This is a genomic window from Pseudidiomarina aquimaris, from assembly GCF_003987395.1.
Lineage (GTDB): Bacteria > Pseudomonadota > Gammaproteobacteria > Enterobacterales > Alteromonadaceae > Pseudidiomarina > Pseudidiomarina aquimaris.
This window is the reverse complement of sequence record NZ_PIPT01000011.1, coordinates 44,947-60,263: the sequence shown is the minus strand read 5'-3', so window position 1 is coordinate 60,263 and position 15,317 is coordinate 44,947. Positions and strand designations below refer to the sequence as shown.

Genomic DNA, 15,317 nt, shown 5'->3' with positions numbered 1-15,317 from the left:
TGCAACGATGACCGGGAAGTTGAGGCGTGTGGGGTTCTTGCTGGAATTAGCGAAGGAAACATGCACCAGCAGTAGGTGAAGCATCAACCAGATAATCCGATGAGATGCCGGTCTGTCTCACTCTCATACAAAGGTAAGATCAACCATTTAATCCGCTTACCCTTTAATGCTTCCTAATCAGAACTTCCTCACACTGTCACTAAATGTACCGCTTGCTTCGACCTTTTCGTTATAGGCCTCAATAGCCTTGGCGTTGTCTTTCAGCCATTGCTCAAAGTGGTGCCCTCGGCTGATACTCTTATTTTTAGCCATATATTACCTCGTCCACTGAATCTCAAACCGCAATAAATACCAATAATTAGCATATATTGGTATATCAGTTCAGCAAGCTCAACTTGAAAACATCTAAAAGTCCGTAATAACAGGCTCCACTTTGTCTGGAAAAGCAACCACTAGAATGTTAATTTCAAAACCATAAAAATGTAAATTAGATGTGAAAAGGATGGCTAACAATGAAAAGGCTTTCGTACATAGCTCCGCACAAGGCTGGTGTGGTATGCGGAATGGTTGCAGCAGGCGTATCGGTTGTTATCTTGTTCCCATTATCTATTTTGATGGGTGTTATTTCAGCAATAAGTGACACGGAAGGTAGCGTCGCTGTCACGTTCGGATTCTCCTTATTTAGCATAACGCTCGCCCCTTTGTTTTACGGTTTTACCACTTATATCTTCGCGCTCATTGCGGCATGGATGTATAACCTTGTCGCGCAGAAAACCGGCGGCATTGCCTACCGTACGCAACAAGAGAAAGCTCAAGAGCATGAGCAGCATGTTTAAATTCTTGTGGAACGTTGGCGCTGCTTTATTTTGGCTCTTTGTTATTGGTGGTGCAGGCATTTGGTTACCGCTAACCCTATGGTGGAGCGGTGGCTGTGCGAGTGAAGAGTTCGAACGTATGCAATCACCGGGTGCCACAAAAGCGGTACTCGTTGAAGTGGTCAATTGCGGCGCGACCACCAATTGGCAAACGAATATTGTGGTGACCGAATTGCAGGATGCCGACGAACGCGAATTATTAGTCAGTCTCGACGGTCATCCTAAGGACCTAAACTATGTCATTGACTGGCAGAGCGATAAGCGTGTGGCGGTCACCGACTTCGACTTCAATCATTTACTTAGCTTCAAAAGTACCCAACGCGTTGGTGATTTGGTTGAAGCGGATATCCTCCCACGGATGATTGATGCGCAATGACGACGCTACTCAAAAAGGTTTGGGGTGATCAGCTACGGCTCTTAGGCTTTCGTAGGTTAAAGCTCGACCTTGCAAACTTCAATGCCTACTTAGTGCATGGGCTATTGATAACCTGGCTATGCGGTGTGGGCCGTTATTGGGATAATCCGCGCGCCGATCTTTGGCAATATTTGGGGTTGGGATCGGTAGCCTATATCTTCATCTTGGCGGGATTGCTTTGGTTGCTCATTTTGCCATTGAAGCCGGCGCACTGGAGTTATCGCAATGTGTTGTTGTTTATCTCTTTAGCTTCATTGCCTGCGTTGCTTTACGCGATTCCAGTAGAGCGCTTCATGTCGATGGAACATGCGCAATGGGCGAACGTATGGTTTTTGGCGATTGTGGCAACGTGGCGCGTCGCACTTCTTTTTGTCTATTTGCAACGGGTCGCCAAACTCCCGTTAGGGACCGTATTCATTGCAACCTTACTGCCCTTAACCTTGATTATCACAGCACTGACAGCGTTGAACCTCGAGCACGTTGTCTTCAATATTATGGCGGGGCTTGATTCGGTTCACGATAAGTCGGCCAATGATGCGGCATACGCGATATTATTTTTGCTCACATGGTTTTCAATACTGGCGTTTCCGTTTTTGCTCTTCGGTTATTTCTACGCCATTTATCACCGCAGAGTTTTAGCAGTAGAGGTTGATAAATAATGATACTCAACGCGTTTCGTAGCCTATTTTCCTTTGACGTCGTGGTCGAACTTAGTGAACAGCGCATTACCATGCGGCGCTTCGACACCCACGAAGTTTTTGAATATGAGCCGTGGATTGCTATCGCGAGTGAAAATAACAAACAGAAGATTGTAGCTATTGGTCAGGCCGCACGGGAAGTGACAGGTCCGGATCTAAAGATTCAGAACCCATTCGCACATACGCGCAGCTTTGTTGCGGACTTTTTGTTGGCCGAAAAGGTGGTGCAGTACGGTATTTTCGAGATCCACAAGTCCAAAATTCGGCCGTCACCGCGTGTTGTGATGCACCAGCTAGAGAAAACCGAAGGTGGTTTGACGGGCATTGAAGATCGGGTTTTGCGGGAACTCGCGCTTGGAGCTGGCGCTCGAGAAGTGATTATTCACCTTGGCGCGAAAATTAATACGCGCACGACCACCTTTGATGACTTGAAACAAAATTAGAGTGCCGTTATGAAAAAGTATTTAGCTATTCTTATCCTCGCTTTCGCTGGACTTGCCGGTTGCAGTCAGCCCGTGCCAAATGACAAGCTCGACTATGTTGGTGAATGGCGTAGCCCAGAGATGTACCTGCTGATCTTAGCTGACGGCACTGTTGCCTATGAGCGTTTAAAAGATGGCGGCAAAGTGAGTATTAACGGACCCATGAAGGGCTTTAAGGGCAATAACTTTGAGGTCGGTATTGGTCTGTTCGCAACCACCTTTGAAGTGAGTCAGCCGCCCTACCTTGAAAACGGCAAATGGTACATGGTTGTCGATGGGGTAAAATTGAAAAAGTCATTAGAAGAGCTTTAGGTAAAAGTACCATGCGATTCGTCCTCGGCTATACTCTGGCACTCACGACTGTAATTGCTATTTGGTTGCTCACGCAGAGTTCGCCGTTGAACGCGCCGACTTCTTCCGCGTCTGCGCATATCTCAAAGAAAGCGCAAGAGCTTGACGAGGTTATACCCACAAAAGCAAGGCCAGAGACGCAAGAAAAAAATAGCGAAGCGCATGATACTTCAGTGCTCGAGCAAGCTTTACAACGTCATCCGCACGTTGCAGCGCATGAGCTCGGGAACCTATTCAAAAATAACCCTGAACTAAAAGAGATAAGAGTCGACTTTATTATTGCGCTGATCGAACGAGGCGACATGGCGGCAGATGAACTGATCGAAGACTTCCAATTTTGGGGCTCTTATACGGTTGCGCACTCTGCTGTAGGGGGTGCACACAACGATTTGACGCTCGAACAATTCAACAAGCTCATAGAGCTCGGCGCTGACGTCAATAGTCAGAAACTTTGGCGGCTCGTCATGGCTAGACAACAAACCAATAGTTATGTCCTAGAAAAGTGGTATACCCACGCTGCGATTGGGCCCGAACTGCATAAGGAGTTATCTTTCGATGCGCTCGCTTTCGGTAATACCGCACTCTATGACGTTCTGAAGAATCAGGTCGATGTGCCGTTGGTACTTAACGAGGAAGAGGAAAAGTACATCGCTCAGTTAATAAGTGAGGTGAAGAGCGCTTTAAACGGATACGCACAACTTAAGCACCAACTCGCTGAAACCAGCGACGCTAAAAAGCCGCGACTCAGGCGAGACCTCATTAATCGACTCCAACGCTGGCGCAGCCAGGCGCAAATCTTGCAAGCTATGAGTGACAGCGAAAGTGAGCGTGCCGAGCTTCGGCAGGTTGCAGCGCAGCTCAGCGAAGAACTCAAAAAGATTAAGTTTGACCATTACTGAACAAGGATTAACATGCGTTTATTTTTAGGAGTTGTACTAGCGCTAGCGGCCGTTATTGGTGCTTGGCTGTTTACCATGGAAACACCATCAGGTGAGCTTGCGACAGCAGAAAAAGAGGTGCTTGCGAAGGCCGTTGCCGATGACAAGCAAGATGTTAACGTGCAGATAAAAGAGCAAGTGCAAGCGGAAGCGGCGAACAAAACTGATGCGCAACGTTTAACTGAACCGAGCGCTTTGGAACAGGCATTGCTGCGCTATCCCAACGTTGCTGTTGAGGATATTCAAACGATTTTTGCGGAAGATCCGGAGCTTATCGGTATACGACCTGACTTCATGCTAGCCTTGATGGAGCGTGGAGATATCGCACCGAACCAGGTGGTCGTCTCAGCACCGCGTATGGGACCTTTAACAGGTTCCATGTTTGTCATTGCCAATGCGCGAAACAGCTTTACAGTTGAACATTTTGATAAGCTATTGAGCCTTGGTGCAGACATTAATGGTAGCGAAACATGGCGCACTGTCATGGCTATGGAAAATAATTCGACCGTACTCGACAAATGGTATCAGCATGCCAGCTTGGGGCCGGAGGTGCATGAAGAGCTTTATAATAAAGCTTTGGCATTTGGTAATTTGGCGATGCACGACTACTTGCTCGATGATAAAGGTGGTGCCACTGTTGATCTAGAAATCGAGCCCATGAATAAGGCGATGGCGTCTGGTATGGTTCGAGGAACCGTCGAGAATCTCGATGAACTAGAGGCCCAACTTGCTGAAAGCACTGAGGTAAACAGCGAAGTGGCACGGGCTGAGGTTGCACACTTCTTAACCATGCGCCACGGGCAAGCAATAATGCTCCAAGAGTTTACCGATGATGAGCAGGAGCTCGAAGAGTTGAAAGAATCAACGCAAAAAATAGCAGATAAACTTCTACAGCTTTCGCAAGGTAGTAATTAACCAATGATCAGCAAGGTCGTCACCGGGAAACGTTAAGACGAGGTGAAAACCTACCAAAATACAGCTTCTTTGCTATGTTTAAGAGTGATTTATCTCACTTACCTATAGCAAAAGAAGGAATTCCCAATGAGCTTTTTATGGTTTTTATTGGTGGGTCTTATCGCCGGTTGGTTAGCTGGAACGCTAGTGAAAGGCGGTGGTTTTGGTATTTTGGGCAACATCGTTATCGGTATTATCGGCGCTATGCTAGGCGGTTTTTTGTTTGGCTTGCTTGGCCTCTCGAGTGATGGCGGATTGATTGGCAGCATTGTTGTTGCGACGATAGGCGCTATCGTACTTCTCATCATTGTTCGAGCTTTAAAGAAAGCTTAAACCACTCTCTGAATTTCGATTGCATTTGCCATGCCAGTCATTAACATGATTCGGCATGGCTAAACCTCGCAAGAAACAACCACTCCGTACGGTGCAAATCAACTGCAGTAAGTGCCGAGCGCCTTTGTATAAGTATCGCAAAGGTGGCAAAGGTGCGCTGGTGAAGTGTTTTGTTGAACGGATTGTAGAAAACCATACCTCTGAGGTCGGCATTTGTCCTGGCTGCGGGCAAGAGTTTGCTCGTGAAACAATGATTCGTGGTACGCCTGCTTATAAAATTGTGGGCGGCAAAGTAATGGTGAAGTGATGAAAATCAAATTAGCTATTTTAGTCGCACTTGTTGTGGCGGCGGTTTGGGCGGTGCTGGCAAATGAGCCAGCTAAGCAAGGGCAAGGCGCAATCTTGAATCTTGAATCGGAGCGCAATTTAGAAAGCCCCCAACCACTCGCGTGTGTTCCGCTAAGCGATATTACCGCACAGCATAACCCGGTCGATTTGATCACCGGCGTAGCACAATGTATCGAGCAAGAACGCTATGCTCAGGCTGCAGATCTTTACACCGCGGCCATGACGCATGGGTATTACGATACACTGCGCGTCAGTGACCAGACGGCCCATCAAGCACTCATGGTGACACGTATGAACGCTTTTGCGCAGGCAGAACAAGCTGACTTGGTCGCTTTACAGGATGCGATTGCAGCACGCTTAGAGGTGCCAGAGCTTTGTCAGCAGCTGACAACGTTGGGTGCGCCGCAATACCACCCTGACTATATGATTCAGCACGGTATGGAAGCTTTTAGTGCAATGCCTGAAGACAAAGGTGGCTTAGTAGCTGATTTTGATGCGCAAGCAGCGTGGGAACACGCTTTGCAAACCGTGCCGAAGTGCGGTGTTGATACTGCTGCGGATTAACCGCAGCAATCCTCAATTTTATCAGCCTCACCGCGGCGTACTTGAAGCGCATTGCGCACGATACCGATTGCCGAAGTTATGACGATAGCGGCAATCACGAGAGCTATCAGTAAGTCTGGCCATGCAGCATTCTGTGAGCTGACGAGCAGCGCGGAAAAAATCACACCGGTATTCAAGAGCATGTCATTGCGTGAGCAAATCCAGCTGGCGCGAATATTGATATCGCCATTACGAAAACGATAAAGCATTGCGAAGCAAATCACGTTAACGACGAGCGCCAACACGGCGACCGAAAGCATAATGTCAGCACTTGGTTCGCTACCAAAGAGAAAGCGCTTGATAACATCAAGCACGACTAACGAGGCCAAAATCAACTGCAGGCTACCATTCAATAACGCAGCATTCGCTTTGTGCTTTAAGGTTTTACCGACAGCATAGAGACTCGCGGAATAAACCAAAGCGTCTGCTAACATATCGAGTGAGTCAGCAATTAGGCCGCTTGATTGACCCACCCAGCCGGCAATAAATTCTACGAAAAACATCACCCCGTTCAGAATCAATACGGTCCAAAGAAGTTTTCGTTGGGCGCTATCAATTTGCGCTTGACTGTCGACGCCACAGCAACTGCTCATGGTCATTTCCAAATAAATGCTAAAGTTAAATGATGCGGCTTATTTTAACAGGAAAGCCTAGCCATGACACATGAACTCCCAGCTCTCGTCCAACGCTATTTCGACTATGCATTGCCAGCTCAATGGCCAGTCATTAACGAAGCGAGGCTGCGGCAAACGGGAACTTTACGTACCGATCTAAAAAGTGAGAAATGGCGTTACTTTACTGCGCAACAACTCTTTCATAAGGGCAGTTTCGAGTGGCAGGCGCAGGTCGCGTGGTTAGGTCCTTTGAATTTACACGTCACCGATAGCTACGCTAAAGGTATTGGCGCGGGAAGTATCCGACTCTTCTCTTGGTTGACGCTTGCTGCTGAAAGAGACAAACCCGAACTAAACGAGGCGGAACTTCATCGTTACCTCGCAGAGGGGGTGTGGTGTCCAACCAACTTATTGCCAGCAGCTGGTGTGCAATGGCGTACCTTAGACGAGCAACGGGCCATAGCAAGTCTGGAAGATCACAGTGTGCAGGTCGAGCTGGAGTTTACTTTTGCACCTAACGGCGCGGTGCAAGAGATCTATACGCCTGCCCGCTTTGGCCGCTTTGGTAAGCAGTTCCGCGCTTGCCCATGGCGTGGAAGGTTCGCCGATTATCGCGAAGTGCAGGGCCTGCGTATTCCATTTTTCGGTGAAGTTGGCTGGCAGGTTGCCGATAAGTGGGAGTGGGTATGGCGCGGCGATATTGCTGACGCGAGTTATGATTTTGGCTAATCGGTGAGTAGTAACTTTATCCTAGCTTGCAGCATGGGTACGAGGTCACGCTCGAACCAAGGATTGCGCTTCAACCAAAGATTATTACGCGGGCTTGGATGCGGCATCGGCAACACGTGCGGCCAGTACTTCTGCCAATGCTGTACAGTTTCTGTGAGCGTTTTGTAGCGTTGTCCGCCGCCAAGCTTGGCGAGATGCCAATCAATGGCGTATTTACCGATGGCCAAGGTAAGTTGCACCCGAGGCAGCTCGTTTAGCAGTTGCTGGCGCCAAAGTGGCGCGCATTCTGGGCGCGGCGGCAGATCACCGCTTTTCCCTGTACCAGGATAACAAAAGCCCATCGGTGCAATGGCAAAACAGCGCTCGTCATAAAAGGTTTGGCGATCAACACCTAACCAGGTGCGCAGGCGTTCACCGCTGGGGTCATCAAAGGGCAGCCCTGAGGCATGCACTCGTCGCCCAGGTGCCTGGCCCGCAATAAGGATCGGTGCGCTAACCGCAGCTTGCACCACTGGCCGAGCGCCACAAGGCAAATCAGGCTCACATTCCTTACACGCGCGAATGCGCTGCAATAAATGACTCAGTGACATGCTCAACCGCGGCGCCAGCGATGGAATTTTGCGACCCAAGTCAGCAGCTTGTCGGGTTTATGTGCCTGTTTCCATTGTCCAGCCACATATTTATTGGCTTCTGACATGGTTGGATAGCTATGGATAGTTCCGAGAATTTTATTCAAACCAATGCCATGCTTCATGGCCAAAACATATTCAGCGAGTAATTCGCCCGCCTGAGCACCAACAATATTAACGCCGAGGATTTTATCTTTACCTGGTTCGGTGAGCACTTTGATGCGCCCGTAAGCTTGCTGATCGGCGATGGCGCGATCCATGTCACTAATATCGTATTCCACTGCCTCAAACGCGATACTTTGTTGTTCGGCTGCTTGTTCTGTGAGACCTACATTGGCGATTTCAGGTGTTGTGTAGGTCACCCAAGGAATCACCGAGTAATCAGCACGGAAGGTCTTGAATGGGTCGAACAAGGCATTCACCGCGGCATACCAGGCCTGATGCGAAGCCACATGGGTGAACTGATATGGGCCAGCGACATCGCCACAAGCATAGATGTTCGGAAAATTCGTTTGCATTAGACCGTTCACCTGCAAGGTACGATCTGTTTCCACGCCAAGTTCTTCAAGGCCAAATCCCGAAATATTCGCTTGTCGGCCTAACGCGATTAAAACACGGTCAAAGGTAAGTTCGACGGTTTCGTTCTCATGCTCAGCGATCAGTTTTGTTTGCCCCTCAGCGTCGACTTCAAAGCGCTCAGCTTTGTGGTTAAGGCGCAAATCGACGCCATCTTCACGCAGTTGGTGCTGTAACAAGGCGCTAGCATCGGTGTCCTCATTGCTGAGTACGCGTGGTCCCATTTCGACAATGGTGACCTGACTGCCTAACAGTTGAAACGCTTGCGCTAACTCACAGCCAATCGGCCCACCACCTAGTACCAATAAGTTTTTCGGCAAGGTACGCAAGCGCCATAAGTTGTCAGATGTAAGGTAATCGATTTGCTCAAGTCCAGTGAATAAGGGCACCAAAGGACGCGCGCCCGTCGCAATGATAATGCTACGAGTGGACAGCGTTTGTTCGCCCTCTGCGGTACGAACTTTAACGTGCCACGGTGAAGTAATGGTTGCTTCACCTTTCACCACATCGACACCAAGCTCAGTGTAACGTTCTACTGAATCATGGGGCGCGATGCGTTCAATAACCTGCTGAACTGAGTCCATTACGCGGGCAAAATCGATGCTCTCGATCTTGGCGTCTACACCCAGCTGTTGGGCCGCACGTGTTTGACGAATCGATTTCGCAACATGCAGTAAAGCTTTTGAAGGCACGCATCCGGTATTCAAGCAGTCACCGCCCATTTCATTCTTTTCGATGAGCGTGACCTTTGCTTTAACTGCTGCGGCGATGTAAGCACTCACCAACCCGGCCGAGCCTGCCCCAATTACAATGAGGTTATTGTCGAAGCTCGATGGCTTAGCGTGGCCACGATAGGCGCGACGTTTCTTCAAAAAGCCTAATATAAGTTTAGCGACAATGGGTACGATGCCCAGCAATACCAAAGCGCCCAATAGATCGGCCGACACTACGTCACCGAGACGCTCCACCTGGGCTAGCTGCGTCCCCGCATTGACATATACCGCAGTGGCGAGAAACATACCAAGTTGGCTGACCCAGTAGTAGGTCCATGCTTTAATCTTAGTCAAGCCCATCACTAGGTTAATCACGAAAAACGGAAATAGCGGTACCAAACGCAGACTCAGTAGGTAAAACGCACCGTCGCGTTGCACACCTTCGTTAATGGTTTTCAGGCGCTGACCAAAACGTTCTTGGACCCAATCATGCAGCAACCAGCGCGCACTTAAAAAGGCCAGTAAGGCACCCAGAGAGCTGGCAAATGACGCTAGTAAGAGGCCCCATCCTAAGCCAAAAATAGCACCTGCACCGAGGGTCAGAACCGTCGCGCCAGGTATCGATAATGCCGTACACAGCACATACAAAGCGAAGTAGCCACCAAACATCAACAACGGTCGCTCGGTAAACAATTGGGTGAGCTGCTCGCGCTGCTGCTTCAACAGCTCAAGATTGAGATACTGGGTTAAATCAAAAATGAAAACGCTGGCGATGAACGCTGCGATGATCCCAATAAAGAGCAGTTTTTTTACGGACATTTAAGCTCCTATTAAAAGCGGTAGCTGAGTGTTAACTGCGCATGACGTGGCAACGACGGAAACGCTAAAGTTGCACCAAAGTAGCCGCCTTCAAAGACCGGCGCCCAATTTTCTTGATCGGTGACATTGTTAATATCCAAACGCGCACTGAACTCTGGTGTGAAGCGGTACTGTGTGTGTAAATTCAGCTGGTGCTGATCACGGATCATCACTGTCTGTAAAAAGTCGAGCGGATACGATTTAGTGTAGCTTAGGTCACCACCCACAGACCACGCTTCGGTTACTTGCCAACCCGCGACCGCATTGGCTTGCACCTCAGGTACTCCTTGCAACTGCTGGTTTGAAGCAGGAAACGCAGTGAAATTCGGTGAACCGATACCGGTTCCATTGATGATGTCGGGGCGCGAATTATCGAACGCATCGGCGATTTGGCCGGTACCCTGAAACGAAGCTGAATTGTCCCAATGGGCATCGATATAGCTAGCGGCAAGGGTTAACCAATAGCCTTGCTCATGACGGTAATGCCATTGTAGCTCCACGCCTTCAGTTGCAATACCACTGTTAGAGCCATCGCGATTACGCAAGCTGCGGGTTTGGTCAAACCACACGGCATCAGCGTACCAGCGCGCGCCACTTGGTGCATATTTCATGCCTACTTCATATAAACGATTTTCCGTGGCGAATTTTTGCGAATCGATCTGCCCTGCCGCATTTAAGACATTGCCACCCGCCATGGAGTTTGACGTGGAGTCACTGTCGTAGGCAGTGGCATAAACCATAAGATCTGGAGTCCAGTTATACTGCGCGGCAAAGCTCGCTGCAGTGAGCCAATCGCTATGGGAGTCTTGCTTAGCGGTCGCTCCTGCGGGGGCCAGCGGGTCGCGCGCTTCAACATCGTAGTAATCAGCACGCAGACCAAGCGTAAAGCGTAGCTTCTCGGTCATTGCCCATTGCTGTTGAGCAAAGAGTCCCCACTGATAGCTGGTGGAATCGGTGGTATCGGAAAGATTGAAGTCGCCAACACCATCACCATCGAGGTCATACTGGGCGCCAGGCGAAACAAACAAGCCTGGGCGCAATTCCACCAAACGCGCTTGCTGTGCAGGCGTAAGAGGAATGCGACGTTGCTCGAGGCTGCCGGCTAAATCAATCGGGTTATCTGCTTCAGTGGTAAACTGGCTGTAGCCTAATACGTCGTTATAGCGAACATTTGCTCCAAATACAGTGTTGTCTAAGTAGTGAAACTCAACACGGTGCTCTAGGGTGTGCGCACCATCGACGATCTCAACGAAACTGTTTTGGTTGATACCTTCGCGCTCAAGATATTGGTAGTAGCTACGATTCACTAGTAGCCAGTCCCTGTTGAGTTGCTGCTCAAGTACGGAATGTAGTAAGTAAGTCTCGGCGTTGTTGGTGTCCAAGGGGTCGGTTAAGACAGTGCTACGAGCGATTTCAACTTGTCCAGTAGGACTGATCACTGCACCCGCGCCTGGCACATAGGAGCCATTCGGCTGTTGCCCTTGCCCCGTGATGTAAAGATTACTGTCGATTAAGGCTTGGGTCGGCCGGTTGATTCCGGCATTGTCGGTCCAGTCAACGTCATAGTATTCAAAACTCAAAGACCAGCGCGTGTCATTTGTGGGAGTCCATTCGTAGGCGAGTAACAGGTCGTCACTGCGTAGGTGGGTATAGTCATAAAAACTGCCCTCATCAATCACCTCAACACTGGCACGAAAGGCTTGGCGACCTTGCTCGATAACCGCATTGTGATCGGCAAGCCAGCGCTGTTGATCCCATTCGCCGAAACGCGCGCGTAGCTCGGTTCGTGATTCATCGGTGCGCGCCCGTTTAGGAAGTAAATTAACGAAGCCACCGACTCGCTGCGTAGTGCCAAGCATCACTGGTGGCGCACCTTTGACCACCAAAATACCCTCATAGGCGTTTAGCGAAAGCGGGATCCCTAACCCATTGTTGCCTGCTTGGCGGCGCATGCCGCCGGTAAAGAGCTCGCCTAGTTGACCGCGCATACTTGGCAACGAAGGATTACCAAACCCTGCAGCGGCATGGCTATTGGGGGCAAACTTAGCGACGTCGTGTAAGTCATCGATGTTCGCCTCGCGTAACAATGACTCGGTAATGACCGTGGCGGCCCGCGGGATGTCTTGCAACTGCTCGCTCGCCCCAAAAACACCTTCCACCTCTTGCTCACTGGGCAGCACAATCGCGCGCTGCTCACCACGAACCTCAATAATTTCGTCGGGTTGTTCTTGTTGCACCGGGATGAGAGGTAGCAAAATAAGTATGGCTTGAGATAACAATGACTTTCTCCGCAGATTCAAAAGTTTACTCTCTACGTTGAGATTAGCATTTAAGTTTAGCCAAGACTTTTAATTCTTACCTTTAATCGTCGCTCGTCAGTGGGCCTTTGCATAAGGTGCACTCACCGTCGGTCGCCGCAGAACCTTCCACATAACGCATGCGGTGGGAGGCCTTGTCACGGTTGGCACTGAACTGATAGCTCTGTTGACGCTGCACGGGCTTGCGAGCAATAAACTGGCAGACGGCGCCGGGGCCGTTATGGCGGTCGCCTTCATGGATGTCACGTTCAAGTTCTTGACTAATTTGTAAATCAAACCCCTTGAAGATCCGCTCTAGCTCAGCTTTGGAGACCATCAAATCGGCGTTATCAGGCCCTCCGGTGCCGCGACCTAACTGAGCAACTGTGTACCCTTCGAGCAGGAAAAAGCCACCTGGCTTCAGGCTTGCAATGATTTGCTCATAGAGGTGCGCACGGCCTTGCCCTGGTAAGTGACAAAAAATAGCAACGATACCGTCGTAGTGGTTTTGTGGCAGTTCTGCTTGGGTAAGATCAACAACTTCGGTTTGGATACTGACACCGCGTTGTTCGGCGAGTTTGTTCGCTTTCGCTAAGCCTACTGAAGAAATATCCATCGCGCAGACATTGGCGCCTAATTCGGCAAGATAGACTGAGTTGCGGCCTTCGCCGTCGGCAACACATAAAATATGAGCTTCTTCGAGTGGCGCGAGCAGATCTGCGGCGTGCTCCAACAAGAAGTCGTTCGGGGCTGTGCCGTAAACATAGTCCTCACTGCGATAACGCTCATCCCAAAGGTTGCTCATAATTTTGATGACTCCGATACCAATCCAAATTTAACAGTTTTTACCAGCAAAGTCGGAAGCGCTATGGCGTTCTCGAACTTGCTCCTGTTCATCTCCCCACGCTCGATTGACCATTCGGCCGCGTTTAACTGCAGGGCGCGCGCCAACTTCGTTCACCCAGCGGACGACATGTTCGTAGTCGTTGACCTGCAAAAATTCAGCCGCGTCGTAAGCTTCGTTGTTGACGACAGCAGCGTACCACGGCCAAATTGCCATATCAGCAATCGTATACGTCTCACCCGCGATATACCGGTGCTTGGCAAGCTGTTGATTCAGCACATCAAACTGCCGTTTAACTTCCATCGTGTAACGGTTGATGGGGTATTCATATTTCTCTGGCGCATAGGCGTAGAAATGACCAAAGCCGCCACCCAAGAATGGCGCAGCCCCCATTTGCCAGAACAACCAGTTGAGTGTTTCGGTGCGCTCGGTCGGGCTTGTTGGTAGAAACGCAGCAAACTTTTCCGCTAAGTAAAGCAGTATCGAACCCGACTCAAACACCCGTGTTGGGGGTTGTGTGCTGCGGTCAAGCAAAGCAGGAATCTTCGAGTTCGGATTAATTTCGACAAAACCGCTGCCGAACTGGTCACCTTCGCTGATATCAATGAGAAAAGCGTCATACTCGGCCTCTTTAATACCCGCTTCGAGGAGCTCTTCGAGCAGAATAGTGACCTTCACACCGTTCGGTGTCGCAAGTGAATAGAGTTGTAGCGGGTGCTTACCCACTGGCAGTTCGCGTTGGTGAGTAGCGCCGGCGGTAGGGCGGTTGATCTTGGCAAACTTACCACCGCTTTCTTGATCCCATTGCCAAACTTTGGGGGGTTGATAGCTGTTGTTACTCATTCACGTACCTCCATAAAAAAGTCCATATTCAGGATACCTGAATACGGACTCTTTAGTTCAGTATTGAACGTCGTTTTTACGATGCGAAGTCTTAGTTTTGCACTTCGATATCGTTTTCGACCGATTCTACACCTTCAATGCCTTCGGCGATTTGCTCGGCAAGATCGGCAATATCAGCACTCGCAACGACACCACTTAATACAACGTTACCATTGATGGTTTCGACGTTGATATTCATTGCGTCGATTTGGCTCGCTTCGACCAATGCTGCTTTCACTCGACCAGTAATCGCTGCATCGCTAAGAAAGTCACCTGCTTCACCTGCAGCTGCCTTGGTGTCATCCCATGCGTCACCAGCAGCATCCTTGGTTTCATCCCAAGCATCGCCAGCGGCATCTTTGGTCTCATCCCAAGCATCACCTGCAGCATCAGCGCCCTCTTCAGCCGCTTCTTCAGTTTCGTCTGCAACGTTTTCAGCCGCAGCTTCTGTTTGCTCCATGGCTTGCTCGGCTTTGTCTTCGGTAGACTCTTGCTCGGCTTGGCTACAAGCTGCCAAGGTCAAACTGGAAAACAATGCCAACAAAGCTAAGCGATTCATGCTTTTCATCTAATAACCCCCTGTTTTTAGTTAACTTCCGTTATTAAATGTAGCTCGTATTTACAATTTTGCGAGATTATTTACCTCGAATTTGCGTTAAGCTCGTACTGTGCGACAGTTGTTAGGTAAAAGAATTTAAAATAGCGGGGTAATCCATGGCGCTTCTCGGTAATATACTTTGGTTGATTTTTGGTGGCTTCATCATGGGGCTGGGTTGGTGGCTTGCTGGCCTGATCGCATTTATCTCGATCATCGGTATCCCTTGGGGTAAGGCTTGTTTTGTGATGGGTCGCTTTGCCTTTTTACCCTTTGGCTACGAGGCGATGAGTCGGCGTGAACTAACGCAAAAAGCCGATATCGGCACGAGTATCTTTGGCTCTATTGGCAACATTCTCTGGCTGATCTTCTTTGGCTGGTGGCTGGCGTTAGGCCATCTTGTTGCAGCGCTCGGGATGTTTATTATTATCATTGGTATTCCGTTTGGAATTCAGCATTTGAAGCTGGCGATGATTGCGCTGTTGCCGATTGGGCAAACGATTGTGCCAAAAGAAGTGGCGAAAGCGGCACGGCAAAAAAACGCCGAATCGTACGTTAACAAAGTACGTAACGAGAAGTAGTC

20 protein-coding genes are annotated in these 15,317 nt (G+C 49.5%); 12 read left to right on the top strand and 8 right to left on the bottom strand.

All coding sequences use genetic code 11. The features are described 5' to 3' along the window. Positions 1–177: 177 nt before the first annotated feature. The gene (locus tag CWE21_RS12750; protein WP_126834825.1) at positions 178–312 is read right to left on the bottom strand and encodes a type II toxin-antitoxin system CcdA family antitoxin; all 135 of its coding nucleotides are present in this window, start codon (positions 310–312) and stop codon (positions 178–180) included. A gap of 200 nt (positions 313–512) precedes the next feature. On the opposite strand from CWE21_RS12750, the gene CWE21_RS12745 reads away from it, so the two are divergent. The 10 genes from CWE21_RS12745 (at position 513) to CWE21_RS12700 (ending at position 5,958) form a co-directional block, all read left to right on the top strand. Then, the gene (locus CWE21_RS12745) at positions 513–836 is read left to right on the top strand and encodes a hypothetical protein (protein WP_126834824.1); all 324 of its coding nucleotides are present in this window, start codon (positions 513–515) and stop codon (positions 834–836) included. Beyond that, a complete protein-coding gene (locus CWE21_RS12740) occupies positions 820–1,251 on the top strand; it encodes a hypothetical protein (protein WP_126834823.1) in 432 nt (143 codons plus the stop codon). The genes CWE21_RS12745 and CWE21_RS12740 overlap by 17 nt, the downstream gene beginning before the upstream one ends. After that, positions 1,248–1,949, top strand: coding sequence for a hypothetical protein (locus CWE21_RS12735; protein ID WP_126834822.1), 702 nt, complete (start codon positions 1,248–1,250; stop codon positions 1,947–1,949). The genes CWE21_RS12740 and CWE21_RS12735 overlap by 4 nt, the downstream gene beginning before the upstream one ends. Continuing rightward, on the top strand, positions 1,949–2,431 hold the full coding sequence (locus tag CWE21_RS12730) for a rod shape-determining protein (protein WP_126834821.1): 483 nt from the start codon (positions 1,949–1,951) through the stop codon (positions 2,429–2,431). The genes CWE21_RS12735 and CWE21_RS12730 overlap by 1 nt, the downstream gene beginning before the upstream one ends. Positions 2,432–2,440: 9 nt before the next feature. After that, positions 2,441–2,782 (top strand): hypothetical protein, encoded by a 342-nt coding sequence (locus CWE21_RS12725; protein WP_126834820.1) that lies wholly within the window; start codon positions 2,441–2,443, stop codon positions 2,780–2,782. 11 nt (positions 2,783–2,793) lie between these two features. Beyond that, positions 2,794–3,720, top strand: coding sequence for a hypothetical protein (locus CWE21_RS12720; RefSeq protein ID WP_126834819.1), 927 nt, complete (start codon positions 2,794–2,796; stop codon positions 3,718–3,720). Between the two features lie 12 nt (positions 3,721–3,732). Continuing rightward, complete coding sequence (locus CWE21_RS12715) at positions 3,733–4,674, top strand: hypothetical protein (protein ID WP_126834818.1); 942 nt, start codon at positions 3,733–3,735, stop codon at positions 4,672–4,674. 126 nt (positions 4,675–4,800) lie between these two features. Next, the gene (locus CWE21_RS12710; protein ID WP_126834817.1) at positions 4,801–5,046 is read left to right on the top strand and encodes a GlsB/YeaQ/YmgE family stress response membrane protein; all 246 of its coding nucleotides are present in this window, start codon (positions 4,801–4,803) and stop codon (positions 5,044–5,046) included. Positions 5,047–5,101: 55 nt separating this feature from the next. Further along, positions 5,102–5,353: a hypothetical protein gene (locus tag CWE21_RS12705; protein ID WP_126834816.1), complete on the top strand. Its 252-nt coding sequence runs from the start codon at positions 5,102–5,104 to the stop codon at positions 5,351–5,353. Further along, complete coding sequence (locus tag CWE21_RS12700; protein ID WP_126834815.1) at positions 5,353–5,958, top strand: hypothetical protein; 606 nt, start codon at positions 5,353–5,355, stop codon at positions 5,956–5,958. Before CWE21_RS12705 ends, CWE21_RS12700 begins: the two co-directional genes overlap by 1 nt. On the opposite strand, the gene CWE21_RS12695 is transcribed toward CWE21_RS12700, so the two are convergent. Further along, entirely contained in the window at positions 5,955–6,590 is a 636-nt protein-coding gene (locus CWE21_RS12695) for a cation efflux transmembrane domain-containing protein (protein WP_126834814.1), read from the bottom strand. The two genes, CWE21_RS12700 and CWE21_RS12695, sit on opposite strands and share 4 nt — an antisense overlap. A 63-nt stretch (positions 6,591–6,653) precedes the next feature. On the opposite strand from CWE21_RS12695, the gene CWE21_RS12690 reads away from it, so the two are divergent. Beyond that, complete coding sequence (locus tag CWE21_RS12690; protein WP_126834813.1) at positions 6,654–7,340, top strand: DUF6920 family protein; 687 nt, start codon at positions 6,654–6,656, stop codon at positions 7,338–7,340. Here the strand turns inward: CWE21_RS12690 and CWE21_RS12685 are convergent. From CWE21_RS12685 to CWE21_RS12660, 6 genes are all read right to left on the bottom strand, one after another. Beyond that, positions 7,337–7,930, bottom strand: coding sequence for a uracil-DNA glycosylase family protein (locus tag CWE21_RS12685; protein WP_126834812.1), 594 nt, complete (start codon positions 7,928–7,930; stop codon positions 7,337–7,339). The genes CWE21_RS12690 and CWE21_RS12685 overlap by 4 nt on opposite strands. Before the next feature lie 2 nt (positions 7,931–7,932). Beyond that, entirely contained in the window at positions 7,933–10,077 is a 2,145-nt protein-coding gene (gene lpdA / locus CWE21_RS12680) for a dihydrolipoyl dehydrogenase (RefSeq protein ID WP_126834811.1), read from the bottom strand. Between the two features lie 11 nt (positions 10,078–10,088). Then, positions 10,089–12,395, bottom strand: coding sequence for a TonB-dependent receptor (locus CWE21_RS12675; RefSeq protein WP_126834810.1), 2,307 nt, complete (start codon positions 12,393–12,395; stop codon positions 10,089–10,091). A gap of 82 nt (positions 12,396–12,477) precedes the next feature. Continuing rightward, positions 12,478–13,218: an SAM-dependent methyltransferase gene (locus tag CWE21_RS12670; protein WP_126834809.1), complete on the bottom strand. Its 741-nt coding sequence runs from the start codon at positions 13,216–13,218 to the stop codon at positions 12,478–12,480. Positions 13,219–13,248: 30 nt separating this feature from the next. Next, entirely contained in the window at positions 13,249–14,100 is an 852-nt protein-coding gene (gene yghU, locus CWE21_RS12665; protein WP_126834808.1) for a glutathione-dependent disulfide-bond oxidoreductase, read from the bottom strand. Between the two features lie 91 nt (positions 14,101–14,191). After that, complete coding sequence (locus tag CWE21_RS12660) at positions 14,192–14,707, bottom strand: BON domain-containing protein (protein ID WP_126834807.1); 516 nt, start codon at positions 14,705–14,707, stop codon at positions 14,192–14,194. A gap of 146 nt (positions 14,708–14,853) precedes the next feature. Between CWE21_RS12660 and CWE21_RS12655 the strand changes: the two genes are divergently transcribed. Continuing rightward, a complete protein-coding gene (locus CWE21_RS12655) occupies positions 14,854–15,315 on the top strand; it encodes a YccF domain-containing protein (protein WP_126834806.1) in 462 nt (153 codons plus the stop codon). Positions 15,316–15,317: the final 2 nt, after the last annotated feature.

What these genes read in the sequence shown, in the direction of transcription:
- CWE21_RS12750 (WP_126834825.1), bottom strand. Translation starts at nt 312, where the DNA reads ATGGCTAAAAATAAGAGTATCAGCCGAGGGCACCACTTTGAGCAATGG.
- CWE21_RS12745 (WP_126834824.1), top strand. Translation starts at nt 513, where the DNA reads ATGAAAAGGCTTTCGTACATAGCTCCGCACAAGGCTGGTGTGGTATGC.
- CWE21_RS12740 (WP_126834823.1), top strand. Translation starts at nt 820, where the DNA reads ATGAGCAGCATGTTTAAATTCTTGTGGAACGTTGGCGCTGCTTTATTT.
- CWE21_RS12735 (WP_126834822.1), top strand. Translation starts at nt 1,248, where the DNA reads ATGACGACGCTACTCAAAAAGGTTTGGGGTGATCAGCTACGGCTCTTA.
- CWE21_RS12730 (WP_126834821.1), top strand. Translation starts at nt 1,949, where the DNA reads ATGATACTCAACGCGTTTCGTAGCCTATTTTCCTTTGACGTCGTGGTC.
- CWE21_RS12725 (WP_126834820.1), top strand. Translation starts at nt 2,441, where the DNA reads ATGAAAAAGTATTTAGCTATTCTTATCCTCGCTTTCGCTGGACTTGCC.
- CWE21_RS12720 (WP_126834819.1), top strand. Translation starts at nt 2,794, where the DNA reads ATGCGATTCGTCCTCGGCTATACTCTGGCACTCACGACTGTAATTGCT.
- CWE21_RS12715 (WP_126834818.1), top strand. Translation starts at nt 3,733, where the DNA reads ATGCGTTTATTTTTAGGAGTTGTACTAGCGCTAGCGGCCGTTATTGGT.
- CWE21_RS12710 (WP_126834817.1), top strand. Translation starts at nt 4,801, where the DNA reads ATGAGCTTTTTATGGTTTTTATTGGTGGGTCTTATCGCCGGTTGGTTA.
- CWE21_RS12705 (WP_126834816.1), top strand. Translation starts at nt 5,102, where the DNA reads ATGGCTAAACCTCGCAAGAAACAACCACTCCGTACGGTGCAAATCAAC.
- CWE21_RS12700 (WP_126834815.1), top strand. Translation starts at nt 5,353, where the DNA reads ATGAAAATCAAATTAGCTATTTTAGTCGCACTTGTTGTGGCGGCGGTT.
- CWE21_RS12695 (WP_126834814.1), bottom strand. Translation starts at nt 6,590, where the DNA reads ATGAGCAGTTGCTGTGGCGTCGACAGTCAAGCGCAAATTGATAGCGCC.
- CWE21_RS12690 (WP_126834813.1), top strand. Translation starts at nt 6,654, where the DNA reads ATGACACATGAACTCCCAGCTCTCGTCCAACGCTATTTCGACTATGCA.
- CWE21_RS12685 (WP_126834812.1), bottom strand. Translation starts at nt 7,930, where the DNA reads ATGTCACTGAGTCATTTATTGCAGCGCATTCGCGCGTGTAAGGAATGT.
- lpdA (WP_126834811.1), bottom strand. Translation starts at nt 10,077, where the DNA reads ATGTCCGTAAAAAAACTGCTCTTTATTGGGATCATCGCAGCGTTCATC.
- CWE21_RS12670 (WP_126834809.1), bottom strand. Translation starts at nt 13,218, where the DNA reads ATGAGCAACCTTTGGGATGAGCGTTATCGCAGTGAGGACTATGTTTAC.
- yghU (WP_126834808.1), bottom strand. Translation starts at nt 14,100, where the DNA reads ATGAGTAACAACAGCTATCAACCCCCCAAAGTTTGGCAATGGGATCAA.
- CWE21_RS12660 (WP_126834807.1), bottom strand. Translation starts at nt 14,707, where the DNA reads ATGAAAAGCATGAATCGCTTAGCTTTGTTGGCATTGTTTTCCAGTTTG.
- CWE21_RS12655 (WP_126834806.1), top strand. Translation starts at nt 14,854, where the DNA reads ATGGCGCTTCTCGGTAATATACTTTGGTTGATTTTTGGTGGCTTCATC.